Genomic DNA, 18,127 nt, shown 5'->3' with positions numbered 1-18,127 from the left:
TCATTCATTTACACTAAGCGAAAAATCCATGCAGGTACCACTCAGGTGTGGCATTATCATAGTGACCCAGGCGGAAGAGCCAGTACCGTGCGCCTTGCTCGTCTTCAACACAGTAATAATCGCGATATTCCCCTTTACGCAACCACCATTCCTGTTCGATGCGCTCCGGCCCGTCTGCCTTTTGCACCCGGTGCAGTTTTTCCTGGTAATGAAACAGCATCGGCGGGTAATCCGGAAGCCGGACAGTAACTTCAATCTTCTGTGGCTTTGGTAAGAGGTGCAGTGGGCGTGGCAAATCAAGCGGCCATTCCGTTGCAGGTTTTTCCTCTAATGAGGTTGCCGGCTTCACAGCATACTCCGGCCAGTGATGCTCTGCAGGCAGGTAGCGATGTATTGCCTTTTCCCCTATTTTGCCACTGATGCGGTCGATCAGTTCAGCGATAAGGGCCTGTTGGTTGGCACTGGTCGTATTCCAGATAGCTTCCTGGTTAGCGGGCAATTCTTCCACCACGGGAGCATCCAAAACAAAGAGCTCAATGCCCAGCCCCGGTGCGATGGTACTTATCTTATCCTCGAACAGTTTATATAAGTGCTGTATGTTGCGCGTTGCCCGGCTGGTGCCAATCTCAATGAGTTGTTGCCTGCCATCTACGCGGTAAGTCCTTAAGCTGCATTTTCGCAAGCCCTGGCCTTCTTTTTCCAGTCGTTTGCACAAGCCTTCCAGTAATTTTTTTAATGCTATTTCAATGCCTGTTTTAGTACGTATCGCCTCCAGGCTCGGAAGCCGCTCCTGGTAGGGTACGGCAGGGCACAGCGGCTCGATGCTTTCCTTCACCCATCCGAGCGCCTGGTCAATCCTGTTGAGCATGGACTGTCCAAACCTGCGCCGTAATGCCCTTCTTGGCATGTGGATGAAAGCCCGGACCTGGTAAAAGCCCAGCTTGCGTAATTTTTCAACGATGGCATCTTCAAGGCGTAAGGCGGCAGTGGGCAGCAACGACAATGCTTCGGCCTGCCTGCCCGCTTCAACAATAGCGGCAGGTTCCGGGCCAAAATTGCATACCGCCCATGCCGTGCCAATCGTATCAGCAATGGCGGCCTTCACATGATAACCAAAAGCGGACAGGCGTTTAAGAATATCCTTTAGGTAGGCGGCTTCGCCGCCCCATAGATGGGGACAGCCGCTGATATCGAGTATTAAGCAATTTGGTAAGCCAATTGCAACAACAGGGGTATATCGAATGCACCATTCACCCAATGCTTTAAGCAGTTGTTCTGCTAATTGCGGCCGGTCATCGAATACTTCTAATCCGGGATAAACCGCACGGGCATCAGCTACCACGGTGCCACAGCAAATCCCATTGGCAGCGGCAATCACATTGACCGCCTTAATCACCATGCGGTTTCGTTCAGGGGCGGCTAAGACAAAAGGGATCGTACGTAATTCCGGCCGACGACGGACCATCCAGTCCGTCGTTAAATGACAGAAAGCAATTACCATAAAGCGCTTCGACATCTTAACCCGTTTTTCGTTTTTGAAATTGCGGTATCGCAACCGTCGTTGACTGTAAATGGCAGAAGGCCCCGTTCCATTCGACCTGCCAGTTCCCCGGCTGCCCGTTCCGGACTTTTAGCAATTTAATATCCCAGCAGGGGAAGCCAATGCCAGGCATTGCCGGATGGCCTGTACTCATCAGCGGATCGACTTTCCACCTGGTCACGCAGGCGGTCGTATTTTCAGTCCGGGGATTGTTGCGGTGAATGAAACCGGTAACCCGGCTTTTTTCTACGGCAAGCTGTAAACGGCGTGAATCGCCAAAGCTTAATTCAGATATTTCGCCGATTACGACGGTCAAAGCTTCGCATTTGAGCGCCTCTTCTACGGTCCATAATGCTTCTTTCTGCGTTCGCACATCGGCGAATATTACCTGTTCAGGCGGGATGCCAAATAAAGCTAAAGTTGGCGGGAAAATTGTCCTGGCAGCACTCACCCATACACAAAAACCAGCATCGCCCAACAGCTTCCCCGTGATCGCAGAAATAAAGCCATTACTGGCCACAGCGCTTTCCGGCTGATAACTGATCATTTCGTGAATATGCCCTTTAGGAAACACTTTCTCCGGGAAATGGTCTTCGATACTACCCATCCCGATTGCCCCAGCCTTATCGGCATCACTGCGTTTAAAGCCCTCCCACACCAGGAGATCCTTTTTTAAACGGCTGATAATCTCTTTCTGACTTGCTGCTGCCATACTGCCTCCCCTTGTTTTTGTTTATAGAAATCCTATATTTGTCAATATTATTGACAATGAACTGTCAATAATTCTAACAAAATAAAATGACAAGTCAAAATTTTTATTGGGCATCCAACCTGAAGTTCCTTAGAAACAGGAAGAAAATAAGCCAGGAATCTATGGCTGAAAAGCTGGGCATTGCGCGCTCAAAGCTCGCAATGCAGGAAACCGGGGCGGTAAAAAACCTTTCATTGGAAGACTTAATTAAATTTTCTGAATATTTTAAAATCAGCATTGATACCTTGTTGAAGGTAGACCTGGCGAAGCTGGGTGAATTGAGGCTGAGGGAACTTGAAGCAGGCAACGATGTTTATATTTCCGGTGGACGGATCAGGGTGTTATCGATAAGTGTAGATAAGAACAATAAAGAAAATGTTGAATTTGTTCCGGTGAAAGCTAAGGCGGGCTACCTGGCAGGATACAATGACCCGACCTATATTGGCAAGTTGCCGAAATTGTCATTGCCTCACTTACCAGAAAATAAAACTTTCAGGATGTTCCCGACAGAAGGTGATTCGATGTTGCCAATTCCTGAGAATTGTTTGGTGATCACAGAATATGTTACGGACTGGACAGGCCTGAAAAAAACACCTTGTATTGTTATCATGCGGAATGAGCAAACCTTTCTATTCAAGATGGTAAGCAGTCAGATTGATACGAACCGGACCATGCTGCTGCATTCGTTAAACCCGGCTTATGAAGACAAAGAAGTTTTTGCCGGCGATATTGCAGAAATATGGAAATATCATAGCCACATCACGGATGTGATTCCATCCTCAGAAACACTAATAGAAGAATTACTACGGACAGTGAACGAAATAAAAGTTGATGTTAAGTCACTGAAGGATGTATAAAATCATTCACTGTATCAACAATGATTTAAAACCCAACTAGGATACGTTTTTTTGCTTTCTGTACATCTCTATTACTTCGTCTTTGCTTTTTATAATATCATCCTTTTCTTTCAGTAAACGTTCATACAATTCCTGTATTTTCTCGTTTGGGTTATACTGATAAAACACGCTTCCTGCGTTTCCTCCCTGCTGATTGATGCTTAAAACGGAATGAGCATCCAATTCCCTGACTGCCTGAACCGGAAAGTCCAACACTTCGGCGATTTTCTCTAACAAATCCTCATCAATTTCAGCTTTATTTTCTACTGCCGAATAAGCTTGCTGCGTCATTCGCAATTTTGCGGCCATTTCTTTCTGAGGAATGCGGCGGAAATTTCTAAGCCGTGCAATATTATTCCCTAAATGTTCCATGATTTAGCATTTTGTATGTAAGGCGATAACACACTACATATATTTTTGGTAAAATACAACGATTTCGCCGTAAAATACAACAAGTCAGGCACTTGACATTCTGAAATTCCGTATTAGTTTCGTCGCTTGTAAACTCGTTACATCAGTTTTTAAACCTATTTCTATGAAAAATATTAATGTTGCGATTGCCGATGACCATAAATATGTACGAGCAATAGTATGTGACATTTTATTGAAGTATGGATATTCAGTAGTGCTACAAGCGGCAAATGGGGAGGACCTGCTTAATTCGATTCCAGGGCTGGAACAACTTCCGGATATCTGTATCATGGATATTAATATGCCGGTAATGGATGGATTTATTGCCACAAGAGAAATGAAAAAACGCTGGCCACATGTAAAAATTTTAGGTTATAGTATTAATTATGAAAAAGCAATTATCGAGGAAATGCTAAATAGTGGAGCAGATGCCTTTCTTAATAAGGGTGAACTGCCGGAAAAATTAGATGAAATGATCAAAAGCTTATTGAATTGAACCTATAACATTAATTATAATGTTAATAACCCGTGTAAAATACCTCCCTGTAAACACTATAATTTTAAAAACATAAACGATACGTTTGTGACCATTTACTTATAACCCTAAGAGAAATTAGAATTCTCTTCCTTTCAGTAAAAAGCATTTTTTCTGAGTGCCTTTTTGAGCTTGCCTTTAAAACTATTCGGCTATGAGAAGCAGACCCATCTGTTTACTCTTTATTGTTGCTTTGTGGCTATGCCAACCTAATTGTGTTCATGCACAAGAGGAAAACACGCTTATTGTGAAGAGCAGCCGTTACATAAATTTCAAGATCAAATCTCTCAACAAGCTAAATGTTCGCCTTGAACGCCAGCAAAAACGTCTACTGAAAAGACTTACAAGACGCGAACAACGATTTGCAGCAAAGCTTAAGCAAAACGACTCCGCGGCCTATGATAGGTATCGTCACCAACGACTTAGCTATGACTCCATACAAAAACTATCACTCCCGGATAGTGCTATGCTTGCCAAAACAGCTGCAAGGCGTAATACTTCTATTGATAGCCTTAAAGCAATACGATCATTCATTCAAAATAAATCTTCAGCACTTAATACCAATAGGCAACTGCCAACAACAGATCCCAAACTAAGTCAGCTGCAAAGCCAGCTCAACTACAGAAACTATATCAACGAGCTCATCACCCAGCGAACCAATAACCTTCAAGGCATCGCAGGCGGTAGTAGCATACCGGCCTTTACAGGTATACAAAAACAAGTGTACTATGCAAAACAAAAGATGAATGTCTTCAAAGAGATGGAAGAGGAACCATCTAAGGCAGAAGACAAAGCAATGGAATACCTGCAGGGCACAGAAGGCTTTGATAAGTATATGGACGAGGCAACAGCAGGTCCCAACAGCATGCAAAACCTTGGCCCAAATGCAACAGCAGCGGACCTGCAAAAGATGGGCTTGCAAACCAAGCAACAGGTACAGGCAGCTTTACAACAAAGGTTTGGTAGTAATCTGAGCGGCTTATCCCAAAAGATGGGTGACCAGATAAAAAGTTTCCAGGACAAGACACAGAACATAAATACAGCAAAGCAATCGCTGCAAAGCCTCAGGCAGCTAAAGCATATAAACAGACCGTCGTTCAAAATAAATCCCATGCGCGGTCTTCCTTTCTGGAAGCGTATAGAGAAGCAATACAATTTCCAGACGACAAGGGCTACTATTGATGGCGCTCCGGCTATTCTACAGTTATCTGCAATGGCTGGTTACAGGCAATCGCCCAAACTTAGCTATGGTATAGGGGTAGTGGAAGCAACCGGCTTGGGACAAAGCTGGACTGATCTCCGTTTATCATTTCAAGGCGTAGGCTTGCGTAGCTATACTGCCTGGCAATGGCAATACGGTATTGGCGCTTATGCTGGCTATGAACGCCTATATAAACAAGCTGCATTTAGTAATACAATTAATCCTGATCAAACGGTTACAACATCGCCACATAGCAGCAATACATACAGCGAAAGCATACTTGTAGGGTTAACAAAAAATTACCGAATCAACGATAAGTGGAACGGCGCAATACAGCTGCTCTATGATATATGGTGGCAGCAAAAAGGTATGCCTTCACCAATAGTTTTAAGATTTTCAACGATTTCAAAATAATTCAACACAAGTACTGATATGAAAAAGTTCCTCTTAATGCTACCGCTATTGTTCCTGAATTGGGAATATGGCTTTACGCAAACTCCGTTAAATTATGTCGTTTCGCCGGAAACGCTACCACAGCCCCAATATCAAAACGTGGGGAAAAACTTTAGTGTTGATCTTTTTACGGGTATTGCTTGTGCCAATGTACCGTTGTTCGACTATAGCGTAGATGGGCTTGATCTCGGCATTGCGCTCAATTATAACTGTAAAGGGATTGCCGTTGACCAGATCTCTTCGGAAGTAGGTTTAGGGTGGCAGCTATTGGCCGGAGGATCCATTGAAAGGACTGTAAACGGATTCGAGGATGAGTTGAATATCCCGGCAACCGGATCCTATCCAGCGATGATTGGAATATTTCGTTACGGGCCTCCGTTTGACCCCTATATTCAAGAGGCGGAAAGGGACAAGTATAGTGTTCTTATCGGAGGACGCTCGTTTGATATGGTAATAGACCAAGCATTTACGCCCATAACTTTTCCAAAAAGTGAAATTCTATCGGCAGGAACTGGCGGTTTTGATACCGTTAATGGAAATATATACACTACCACGTCGGTTACCGATGAAAAAGGAAATGTTTTCAACTTTGATAAAGTTGACTATGTATCGCGCACTTACAATACTACCACTGTATATCCGATGTATAGGTGGCTCCTGACAAAAATAACAACATTTTCCGGCCAGGTTGTTAGGTACAAATATACAACACCGTATAGCCTTGTTTACAATGACTATAAAGATCAAAGAGTAGATGAAGGGACCAGTGATTCCGGCAGAACCTGGTTCACTTATATTGATAATGTGGATACCCCACATGTATGGAGCGGTACGGTAACACATTTATCGGAAATTGATTACCCCGATGGTACAATAGTAACATTTAAAATGGGATCAACCACAGATAAGCGATGCGACCTCTTTAATAACTACATCCTGGATTCTATTACGGTTTCGAAATCTTATGATAATAATGTCGGAAATTCCTATACTTATAGATTCAATTATGCCTATTTTAATTCCGATGTTTCAGGAAATTCGGAATTGCCTATAAGCACTTCCTGTTCGGGCCCGTCAAATAATCTGAGGTTAAAGCTTCTGAGTATCACCAAAACTGGCAATGATCATGGAACATCAGAACCTTATTATTCATTTACGTACAATAGCACAAGGCTGCCGGCAAGGTTATCACCTTCAAAAGATTGGTATGGATTTTACAATGGACAGTCTGCTTATGGGGTCAATGGGTTAATTGTTCCTGATACATTTACACATTTTTTCGAGATGCCGCTACACTGGTGCAATGGTAAACATTTCGGCATCGATAAAACGCCGAATATCACCTATATGCAGGCTTGTAATTTAACTTCGATTCTATCGGGTACGGGCGGAGAAACGGATTTTTACTATAAAGTCCACACTTTGGCAGATGCGCCGACATCAAGCGACATTTACACGACGCCATCAGATTTGGAAGCATCGGGTACTTATGATGGACTTTGCATAGACAAAATTATTTATAAAGATGGGTTCCAATCAACAAATGGCTACGCGACTTACTTCACTTTTTCAAACGGTTTAAGATTTTACAAAGGTGGATATTTTTGGTATCCAAGGTCTTTTTTGAGAACAGTTCCTTCTGGTCAGTATCTCGCTGAGCGATTTTATACCAACAATCTAATTGCTCCATTTGATCTATTCCGCAATTCAAATCATGGATATAGTAATGTTTCTGTACAAACGCTTTCAAATTCCAGCGAAACAATTTCTACTACAAAATATCAATTTACTAATATAGTAAACGAAGTGACAGGTCGCTCAAGACTTGCTTATGACCAGACGCATTATTATAACTCTGCGTTTGGCCGCGATTCCTTTGAAACTGCGGAGTTAGGATTACTCATGAAAAAAGAGCAGTATGACCTTTATGGTCACTTGCTTCAAAAAGATACATTTCAATATGACGCAAGCGATATTCCTGCCGATTATACAATGAATACGCGCTATACAAGTTTTTACGAACTTGGAACTTCTAGATATGATCGTGATACAGCCGTTATCAGCAGACGCTATCAGCCGTTTGAAACGCGCATGTATAGATTGAAATACTTAACATCGACTATTTATTCAAACGGGAAATCACAAATTCTTAATTATCAATATGATCACGATGCCGCCGACAACTTAACAAATGTACGTTGGACGGATAGCCGTGGTGTGCATTTCAATAAGTTTTACCGGTATAGTTACAATTACGTATTTAGTTCCCCGTCCGGCCCTGTATATTATTTGCCCGGACTACAATTTTTAACAACAACTGAGTTACTAGAGCACTCAACAGGTGTTGATTCAGCGATATCCATTCAAACTATAAAAGGTGTTCAAAATCCAATTGGCCTTACTTTCCCTTATAAGTTTAAATCAACAAGTGCCGTGCCCTTCTGGGCGGATAATGTGCAAGATGGCCAAATCATTCAAGCCGGTACAATATTTTATCCGGATTTAGTTCTACTCGCAAGTCAAAGCACAACATACGACGATCACAACAACGTGCTCGAGACAAAATATTTAAATCAGGAAAAATATTCGAGCGCAATATGGGATTCTCGGATTGGGCAAAAAGCAGCAGAGGCAACTAATGCTAAATACAGGGACATAGCCTATTCAAGTTTCGAAGGACAATTCCTTGCTTCAGGTACTGATTACAATAAAGGTAACTGGACTTTCAATCCATCATTCGTGACATTCGTTCCCTATACTGCATCGATTCAACCGATAACCGGAAGGTATTATTTCCATTTGTCGTCAAGTACTGGGGCAATCACCAGCTCAAATACCCTGACAAACGGAAAACAATACATACTTTCTTTTTGGGCAGTTGATCTTCCAACAGTAACAAATGGAGGAGCCGGTGTGACGCTCACGCAACAAGCTACAAAGGGCAGCTGGCATCTTTATACAGCTCTCATTACCGGTTCTAATTCTACTATTAGTATCAGTTATCCAACCGTGACAGATATAGATGAACTAAGGCTATGGCCTGCAGATGCAATGATGACGACATATACCTATGACCCATTATTTGGTGTAACGAGTATATGTGACGAACAAAATAACATTATCTATCAAAATTATGATCGTTTTGGCAGACAAACAGCAACAAGAGATATAAACGGTAATGTGATCACGCTCAATCGTACTATTATTCATGGCTCAGATAACTAAGCATTAAAAACTTACTATAATGAAAAAATTACTCGCTATATATACCTTTTTAGGAATGGTGTCGGTCGCTTATGGACAAACGAACCGCCCAAATGGAACGACTGCTCCTGCAGGTACCCGAAGTTCTTCCTATTCATTACCGGGTTCTTTTGCAACGCCGTTATTTTATAATTATACGCAAACCTGGGTTCCCCAAATACCTCTTACTGATACGTCTACCAGTAAATTCCATTACAATGGGACTAATACAATTCCAGTTTCAACCAATTACTATAATGGTTTAGGGCAGTCGTTAATGCGCGTCGTACACGGCAACCACGATACTCATTTTAAAGACATTATATATCCTAATGATGTAAGGTATTCAAAAACACATACGAATCTGCTACCTTACACGTCCACACAAAATAGTGGCTTCCAATTAGACCCCTTTGACAATGCGTTCGGCTATAATTTAGGGCTATACGCTAACGAAGATTACACAGCATATAGTCAACAGGTAACGCCCGACGATCAAAGCACATTAACAAGCGTCGCTTACGCGCCTGGTAAATCATTTGTAGGAGAAGGCAGAGGTGTTATAACCACTGCTACCTTTAATGACGTCGCAGATTCAATTACCCAATACTTTGTAAATGCCTCAGGCACAATCGATGGATTTGGAACGCACTACAATAGTTCTGATCTAACAGTAAAAACAACCTCTTCTGCACACAGTCAGGTCATAAAAACATATATTAACAAATTAGGTCAGGCTGTTTGTAAACAAGTATATGCCGGCTTAGATAAGCATGGTGTCAATATTTGGCAAACCACCTATTATGTTTATGATCTCTTGGGCAAGCTTCGTTATATTTTACCTCCGTTGGTTTCAGCGGCAAAGCCTACGGCTGCCAATTTCTCAACCTATGCCGCTTTGTATTATCAATACAAATATGATAAATACGGGAACCAGATTGAGGCAGACGTTCCAGGGAAGACTGGCCCCATATACGAAATTTACGATAACCAATTTCATCCTGTTATGACACAGACACCACTGCTTCGCGCTCAGGGTAAATGGCAGTTTGCATTATACGACACACGAGGCAGAATTATTATGACTGGCATAGCGAGAGATACAAATAGTGCTGTCACATGGCAAGGATGGGCTAATGGATCCGTTACACCGTCGGGCGGTGTTGTTGCAGGCAGCTTACTATATTACATTTTAAATGGCGCAACAACTTCTGTTTCTGCTATTACCAATTGTGAAATCAGGACTTATAATTATTATGATTCATATAGCGCTGACCCTTCTTTTTCTTCTAACACCTATGGGAATATCAATACGCTGGACTTTGCAACTGACCCATCAGCCGTAACACCTGTTCCTTATTTATTCACACAGGGCAAACTTGTGGCAAACAAAACTAAAATTGTAGATTCTGCGAATACATTGCCAAACCAATGGGTTTTAAATGTTTTTTTTTATGACCAGAAGGGTAACTTAATCCAAGTTCAGACAAAAAACCCATGGAATACTTCCGGATGGGATACAACTACGATGCAATATAATTTTGCTGGCAAAAAGGTTTATGATCTTACCCACCATCATGCCTGGGCTGGGTGCAAGAAGATAGATACGAAAATAGCGAATAAATTTTTGTACAATTTTGTAGGTAGGTTGTATGCGGTGCAGCAAAAGGCTGACAGTGGAAATTGGCGTATCATCGCAAATTATAATTTCGATGATTTAGGGCGTACCAGCAGCAAGAACCTCGGCGGCGTGGAGCAGCAAGATTACACTTATAACATCAGAGGGCAGTTGGAGAGTGTCAATGCCGACTATTTAGCAAGCCCGATGCAACCCGATAAGACCTTTGGCAGCCTCTTAAGCTACGACTACGGTTTTGATTCTGCTCGTTTCGATGGAGGAATTTCAGGTATTCAATGGAGAGGTGCAGGTCTCTTGACCCCATTACGGGCATATGGATATAAGTATGATCCGGCTGGCAGGCTGAATTATGCAGATTTCAACGAAGACAGTTCCGGTATGCCAGGCGCCTGGTTTAAAACCTCTCACGACTTTAGTATGTCAAATGTAACCTATGATCTGAATGGTAACATCCTTACAATGAACCAGATGGGCACATCCACTAGCGGCCCTGTATTTATTGACAAGCTAACATATACTTATCCGTCAACGAGCAACCAATTGCAGCGGGTTCAGGATGGCATAACCACCAATTATCACCTTGGCGATTTTCAGGATATTGCGGGTACAAACGATTATTACTATGATGTTGATGGCAATGTAATATCGGATAACAACAAAAGCATTATTGCGATTACTTATAATGAGTTAGACTTGCCCCTTACTATCAAGTTCTACAATCACAGCACTATTAGCAATATTTACGATGCATCCGGGCGTCTGTTACAAAAAATTGTTGCCGATAGTACTATACCACATATAGATACCTACCGATACTGGGGAGCGTTCAATTACAGGAATGACAGTCTAAAGTATATTGATCATGGCGAAGGACGAGCCCGTTGGATGGCTGATAGCAGTATTTTCAAATACGACTTCTATGTAAAAGATCATCTTGGTAATGTGCGAACTATAGTTACCTCTGATGAAGGCTCACCTATAAGTTATTTTGCAAGCCATGAGATAGCATCGGCCGGACTCGAAAGCTCAATTTTTGCAAATATGGATTCTGTTCGCGATCTAAAGCCGGGTAGCACTAACCCCTATGATATACAGGCCGCTCATTTGGATGGCTCAGATGCCCAGAAGCGCATTGGAACAGCACTGCTTATGAGTGTAATGGCAGGTGACAAATTTGATATTAGTGCTACGAGTTATTATGATACGAACAGTGCTGGTATGACGACTTACGCTGACCCCAATAGCATGCTAAATGCTATAACAACGAGCCTTGTAAATGGTGTTGGTGGATATGCCAGTGAGGGAAATAACACTGCTATGGTGGGAAGCCTTTTTAGCACTTCAAATTACCTAGGCATTTATGAAGGTGTGTTAGATAATCTTACAGACTACACGCGCCCGAGAGCATACATCAACTATCTGGTATTCGATCAGTCGATGAATCTTGTGCCAGAGCAGAGTGGTGCAGTACAGGTTAGTGGTACACCGGGTAGTTGGCAGGTAATAGGCACCAGTGGGCCGATAACGATCGGGCAAAATGGCTATGTATCTATATATATGAGTGATGAGCAGTTCTTACCCGTATATATGGATCAACTGCATGTTACTTACTACCGTGGTCGTCTTGTGCAGGAACAACATTATTATCCCTTCGGCTTGCCAATAAACCCGGTGACGAGCAGTGGCACATTGCCGTCAAATACGCAGATCGAAGGAAACGAAACACACAATGAACTTGGTCTAAACCAGTCAGATTTTAATTTTCGTCAGTACGACTATCAGATCGGCCGATTTACGAGTATTGATCTACTCTGCGACCGACGTGGGCAGGAGGGGCTTTCTCCATATCATTTTGCAGCCAACAATCCAGCAAACTTCACAGATCCAAAGGGTTTGGGAATACGCGATAATAATGAATTACCTGCCACAACGGTGTACGCAAGCAGAATAGTGCCGTTAGTGGATGATGGTAGTTACAATGTTTATTACGTTGGTATACCGCGCCCTTCTGAGATTGGATATGGAAGTACCCAAAGCAGCGGTGTGCAAGGCGGAGGAGGTCCAGGTAGTGCAGGAAACGGGGAAAACGGTATAACCGTTAATACATTAACTCCGTTGCGCACTCTCCAACAGCAGTTAGATCAGTTTACCCAACATTATATCACACAATATATGCAGCCGCTGCAACCGGTACAATTACCCCCGATATTAAATGACTTTAACCCGATTCAAATTACACAGGTGAATGTACCAGAGACGATATTATTGGAATCCAATAATCAACAATCTCAAGATAACGAGTCGGAATCATCATACGTAGTAGACGCAGTAAACACAACAGGAACCATTATGGGGCTCAAAGCAGCGACAATGGACTTAATGCTAGGAGCTGGATTTTATAAAAATGCGTCTGGTCAATTTTCTACATATACGACATTAGCAAGATATAAACCCGGTCTTAGTTTGTCGCAACAAGGTAGATTGTCTGGAGCGTTTGCATCATATAGAACCTGGGCGGATGTTTTTAGATGGGGATCACGTGCAATAGGTGCCGGTTTGATTTTATACGATGTTAAGCAGAACAAAGGTGAAGATATAGTCGAACAGGATGTATTTTTCTTGGGAATGGCTGAAGTTCCCTTTGTCGGACCGCCAATGTCCGCCTGGTTGTATTTCAATACACGACTCCCCATCCCATACGAGACTCCATGGACTCCTGGCCGGAATCATGAGAATTGGAATAGTTGGGTAAAATAAATAAATTGAGGACTATGAGATTTTACAGGTATCTTTTTTATCGGTTTTATTCTGTTTCGAAATCGTTAGGGGGGCAAGGTGCGACAAATGAAGCAAATGCAACATTTAATATAACCTTCCTTTTAGGGTCAAATGTTTTATCGATTAAATACTTGTTTGATTTAAGAACACAAACTCTACATTTCAATAGGAATATAGAGATAGGAAGTGTATTAATGATCTTACTATTCGTGATTTTCGAATCAGTTTATAAGAAGCGATTTACCAACTATGAAAAATTATTTGTTAATGAAAATCGACGAATTAGAAATTTGAAAGGAATAGCAATTGTTCTTTATTGCATATTGTCCGCATGCGTTTTCTTTTACCTATATGGTCAAGAAGTTAAATTTTTTTATAAAGGTTAAAGCATTGTTCAGCATTTGCTGAACAATGCTATTTGTTTAATAGCTAATAGTCTAAGGCCTTGCAACCAATCCGAATTTAAAAAAATCGGAAATACAGGCTAAGGTGAATGCGTAGCCAGCTTACGGTGCTATTGAGAATTCAACAGTACTTTTGCTTAATATTTATTTCCATCTTTTCCCCAATCCAAACCCTGCAAACAATGACGCCTGGTAGGAATACGCTTTCTGGTCCGCCATTATAGGTAATTCCTTTGAATAGTAAGCGACATTCGCGCCAAGTGTCACTACCTGGATAAATGAGTTGCTTTTAGAAGGAGTGATCACGAAACAAGCTTCTGCAAAAAGGCCGGGTATATATTGTATGTCGTCAAGTCCCTTGCTCCATTTAGATGCAGCAAGCACATCGCCGCTGTTCAGGAAATGGTCACTGTTGGTACTGCTGTATTTTTCTTCCTTCAGCGTTGCTGGATTGTTAGGCTGTGTATAGTCAACATATATCAGCTTCAGATAATAGGGCTTGAGCATCGCCAGACTAAATCCTCCACTATAGCGAAAGCCTATTGAGATATTACCTTCCAGCACATCAGGCAGTAATAGTTTTTCCCTGCCATAGCCAAGCTGTAAGGTGTACAGGTTATTTATCTTCCCAAAGACATAAGGGCCTGCATTACCTAATTGAGGAAATGCCTTATTGGTGCCTTGCTGTTTAATTTGCTTTTCGTGCTTGATTTCTGAGAAGTGCAGTTGCCAAAGGCTGTTAGCAAGCTTGTTCTTTCTCTTCAGGTAATAGATGCTACCACTCCAGCCGTCTGTATTCACCTTTCCTCCTAATAGCAACTCTTTATTAAAGTTTGGGTCTAGGCCCCATTCCTGTAAATGTTGTTTGTAATTCTTTAGCTTGTTTTTGAAACCTGCAGTTGACTTGCCCATTGATCCTTTAACAGAATTGCCGCTGTTCCAGACACCTGTTTGTGCACGGCAATTGATGATACCAAAACAGAAAATAAGAGTAGTAAAAAACCTTCTATTTCGGAGGAGAAATTTCAAGAATTAAAGTTTGAAAACAACAGTAAAATACTACTAAATGCCGAGAAATTAGTAGATTTTTGTAACGCAATTAAAGTTTTTGCCAGCGCTTTTAGAAGCCTTCCTGAAAATGAGATTGACCGTTCCTTCACTTCAAAAATTGCTGTCCATCCTATTGCTGTTATCATTAACAGTACAAAATACCTATGCTCAGAAGGAACAGCGCTATTACAGGTTACAATACCACAAATATCACTGGCAGGTTTTCCATACTAAAGTATTCCATGTTTACTTTATTGTAGGTTCAGACAGCCTGGCCTCGTTTGTCACAAGAGAAACACCTAAAGCAATAGAGCATGTAAAGAAGGAAATGCTAAGCAGCGATATAAAAGAACCCAATATCATCATCTACCCATCTACGGACCAGCTTTACGAATCTAATGTTGGCAGCTATGAACCGGAGCAATATACACTGCCCACATTTGTATATAAAGGCAATAGATTATTGCTTGCGTACAAAGGAAGCTATGCAGATCTGAAAGCGCAACTTTATGAAGCACTGGTAAGATATGAATGGGAAAGCCGGCTAAGTGAAAACAACCTCGGTGACCAGGCGAAAGGCACAGCGAAAAAAGATGAAGTGCCCATGTGGTTTAAAGAAGGAGCGATAAGATATCTGGCCAATGGCTGGCCTATACAGGATGAAGATAAGTTCAGAATATCATTTAAGGACAATACATTCACCAATTGGCAGCAGGTACTCAACTATGAACCCCGACTGGCAGGACAAGCCTTCTGCTATTTTCTTACAGAGCATTATCAACCCAAAGTAATAGCCCAGATATTCTTCCAGCTAAGAAAGAAGTCTTTACAGAGAAGTATAAGATTGGTCACCAAGCATACGCTTGACAGTTTGTATACTCAATGCTATGAGTATTATAAAACGCGCTTTACAGTTAAAGAAAAGGACCAACCTTTAGCACAAAAGCTAATTCTTAAACACAGGAAAGGGATTATCAATAGGGTGCTGATAAGCCCGGATGAAAGCTATATAGCCTATACAGTAAGCACCTACAACAGGCGTACGGTTTATATTGACGACCTGAAAAACAAGACAACGAAAAAGGTAACAAGCTATGAGTTGCCACCCTGGATAGACGATCATAGTGCTGATATATATCCACTACTGCAATGGCATCCTGATGGGAAACAGCTTTATATGGCGATGCCTAAGAAAGGGAAAATCACAATCAGCAGGTATGCTACCGACGGGAGCCTGACGGATGCGGTAAAGCTGTATGGCGTAGATGGCATCAGTAGTTTTGTTCCATTATCAGATAGGGAGTATCTGCTTGCAGGATATAGGAGAGGGGAAAGTGATATAGTGCAGTATAACGAGAACAAAGAGAAGTACACAACCTGGACAGATGACAGCTATGATGATAATAGCCCGGTATTGAACAGTAAGAAGCAGTTGTTGTTTCTCTCTGGCAGGCCTAAGGTAGCTAAACAAAAGGTCTTCAAAATTGGTGTAGGTTATGATCCGGATACGCTGTGGCAGGGGATATATAGCATGCATGATAAACAAATAGAACCGGTAGTCATTGATACGATCAGCTATATAAAATGGGATAAGCTTACGCAACTGGCAGATGGACAGCTATTAGCTACATATACAAGACATGGCACAGAACAGTTTGTGATATTACCATCAAAGGGTGCTGGAAAACCTTTGAGCGAATGGATGCCATTTCAATACCTGGAAGAGAAGGATAGAATAGCATTCTATAAGGCTGATAAGGACAGCATTTATGTTAGTTCTTACCCCATGCAACAATGGTTAACTGACAATAGCGCAAAAGATGAAGATACAAGCAGCGCATGGTTAACTGACTACAGAGCAAGACTAGCTAAGCAGGCAAAAGAGGACTCCATGCTACGAGCCGCTATAGATACTACTCATTCCATACTGGAAGATGCACTGGTGCCTAAGGATGCCAGGAAGCGATCTGCTTTTATGAAAGACAGCATTGCAAAAAGTCTCACATACAACCCTAAGAATGTAAGGCCATACATGCTGCAACTGCATAGTGCATACTTCTCGGCTAAGATCAATAATGACTACTTTATCAATAGATATCAGCCATATCTTAACTACCAGGGGCAGTTCAAGTTCCCTGAAGTTGGAGGTATGGCACAAGGCGGTTTTACTGACCTGCTGGAAAACCATCATATTTCCATTGCTTACAGGATGCCTGCAGGTACTGAAGGCAGCGACTTTTATATACGCTATGAGAACACTGCCAGGCGGCTTGACTGGGGTCTGTCTTACTTCAGGAAGGTGGAGAGCCTGCAACCTGATCCAGCCAGGCAATGGGTGGATGAAAGCGGCAATCCATATCCTAATACAGCTAAGGTAAAGACGCATTACTACGAGCTCTTCCTGACATATCCCTTGAGCTATGATTGTGCGTTGGGTTTCCAGACTGCGGTGAGAAAGGACAGGACCATTTTCCTGGCGACTGACAAATACAGTCTTGATTTTGATCCTATAGAAAGTCTTTGGTCTATTAATACGTTTTCCTTTAAGCTTAATAAGCTACAACCAACTTTGCCTTATTTATACAAAGGCTTTAAGATTGTGGGATTGATTGATTTGTTTAAGGGCTTTACACAGGAGGAGTCTGCAGTGATGGGGACTACGCTTAATGTGAGCTATCACCAACCGCTGTATAAGTATATAACCCTCGTAGCACAAGCGCACCTAGGATATAGCGGGGGAGATAAGAAAGTGCTGTACGATCTTGGTGGGCTTGATAATAATGTGACACCAAGAGTAGATACAACGGTTCATTTCAACCAGCATGCACCTTATGCATTCCAGACCTTGGTTGCGCCATTCAGGGGATATTACCAGAATACGCTGTATGGGAATGAATATGCGGTTTTCAATGCGGATGTTTATTTCCCGATCTTTGAGACCTTGATACCAATTGAGACGCCATTGCCTGCTGTGAATAACCTACAGTTGGGTTTGTTTACAGATGCGGGAACTACCAGGGAAACATGGAACAATGCGAATGCTAATAATGGCAAGTGGAAAGTTTCGTACGGGCTGAGTGCAAGAACCAACCTTGCCGGTTATCCTATACGAGTGGATGTGGCCTGGCCGGGCACATTTAACAAAGCCGCCTGGTATTTCTCTTTGCATTTATAATCTGAATATTCAATTATTTATCTTCACTTGGAAAGAAAAAAAGTGAAGGGA

10 protein-coding genes are annotated in these 18,127 nt (G+C 42.1%); 6 read left to right on the top strand and 4 right to left on the bottom strand.

Features of this window, described 5'->3' with window-relative positions; all coding sequences use genetic code 11:
• Positions 1-13: 13 nt before the first annotated feature.
• Positions 14-1,516 carry a Y-family DNA polymerase gene (locus tag FRZ54_RS04915; protein ID WP_147030530.1) on the bottom strand — a complete coding sequence of 501 codons (1,503 nt, stop codon included), beginning with the start codon at positions 1,514-1,516 and terminating at the stop codon, positions 14-16.
• 1 nt (position 1,517) lies between these two features.
• Positions 1,518-2,252, bottom strand: coding sequence for an ImuA family protein (locus tag FRZ54_RS04910; RefSeq protein WP_147030529.1), 735 nt, complete (start codon positions 2,250-2,252; stop codon positions 1,518-1,520).
• Between the two features lie 86 nt (positions 2,253-2,338).
• On the opposite strand from FRZ54_RS04910, the gene FRZ54_RS04905 reads away from it, so the two are divergent.
• A complete protein-coding gene (locus FRZ54_RS04905) occupies positions 2,339-3,148 on the top strand; it encodes an XRE family transcriptional regulator (RefSeq protein WP_147030528.1) in 810 nt (269 codons plus the stop codon).
• Between the two features lie 36 nt (positions 3,149-3,184).
• On the opposite strand, the gene FRZ54_RS04900 is transcribed toward FRZ54_RS04905, so the two are convergent.
• Positions 3,185-3,559 (bottom strand): helix-turn-helix domain-containing protein, encoded by a 375-nt coding sequence (locus FRZ54_RS04900; RefSeq protein ID WP_147030527.1) that lies wholly within the window; start codon positions 3,557-3,559, stop codon positions 3,185-3,187.
• Between the two features lie 163 nt (positions 3,560-3,722).
• On the opposite strand from FRZ54_RS04900, the gene FRZ54_RS04895 reads away from it, so the two are divergent.
• The 4 genes from FRZ54_RS04895 to FRZ54_RS04880 all read left to right on the top strand — a co-directional run bounded on the left by FRZ54_RS04895 (position 3,723) and on the right by FRZ54_RS04880 (position 13,426).
• A complete protein-coding gene (locus FRZ54_RS04895; RefSeq protein WP_147030526.1) occupies positions 3,723-4,094 on the top strand; it encodes a response regulator in 372 nt (123 codons plus the stop codon).
• Between the two features lie 193 nt (positions 4,095-4,287).
• A complete protein-coding gene (locus FRZ54_RS04890; protein WP_147030525.1) occupies positions 4,288-5,748 on the top strand; it encodes a hypothetical protein in 1,461 nt (486 codons plus the stop codon).
• A gap of 18 nt (positions 5,749-5,766) precedes the next feature.
• Positions 5,767-9,012: a hypothetical protein gene (locus FRZ54_RS04885; RefSeq protein WP_147030524.1), complete on the top strand. Its 3,246-nt coding sequence runs from the start codon at positions 5,767-5,769 to the stop codon at positions 9,010-9,012.
• A 19-nt stretch (positions 9,013-9,031) separates the two neighbouring features.
• Positions 9,032-13,426, top strand: a complete 4,395-nt coding sequence (locus FRZ54_RS04880; protein ID WP_147030523.1) for an RHS repeat-associated core domain-containing protein — start codon at positions 9,032-9,034, stop codon at positions 13,424-13,426.
• A 569-nt stretch (positions 13,427-13,995) separates the two neighbouring features.
• On the opposite strand, the gene FRZ54_RS04875 is transcribed toward FRZ54_RS04880, so the two are convergent.
• A complete protein-coding gene (locus tag FRZ54_RS04875; protein WP_147030522.1) occupies positions 13,996-14,763 on the bottom strand; it encodes a hypothetical protein in 768 nt (255 codons plus the stop codon).
• 226 nt (positions 14,764-14,989) lie between these two features.
• On the opposite strand from FRZ54_RS04875, the gene FRZ54_RS04870 reads away from it, so the two are divergent.
• On the top strand, positions 14,990-18,076 hold the full coding sequence (locus tag FRZ54_RS04870) for a BamA/TamA family outer membrane protein (RefSeq protein WP_147030521.1): 3,087 nt from the start codon (positions 14,990-14,992) through the stop codon (positions 18,074-18,076).
• Positions 18,077-18,127 lie beyond the last annotated feature (51 nt).

The sequence above is a fragment of the Mucilaginibacter ginsenosidivorans genome, assembly GCF_007971025.1.
Lineage (GTDB): Bacteria > Bacteroidota > Bacteroidia > Sphingobacteriales > Sphingobacteriaceae > Mucilaginibacter > Mucilaginibacter ginsenosidivorans.
This window is presented reverse-complemented; position numbering and strand designations above follow the sequence as displayed.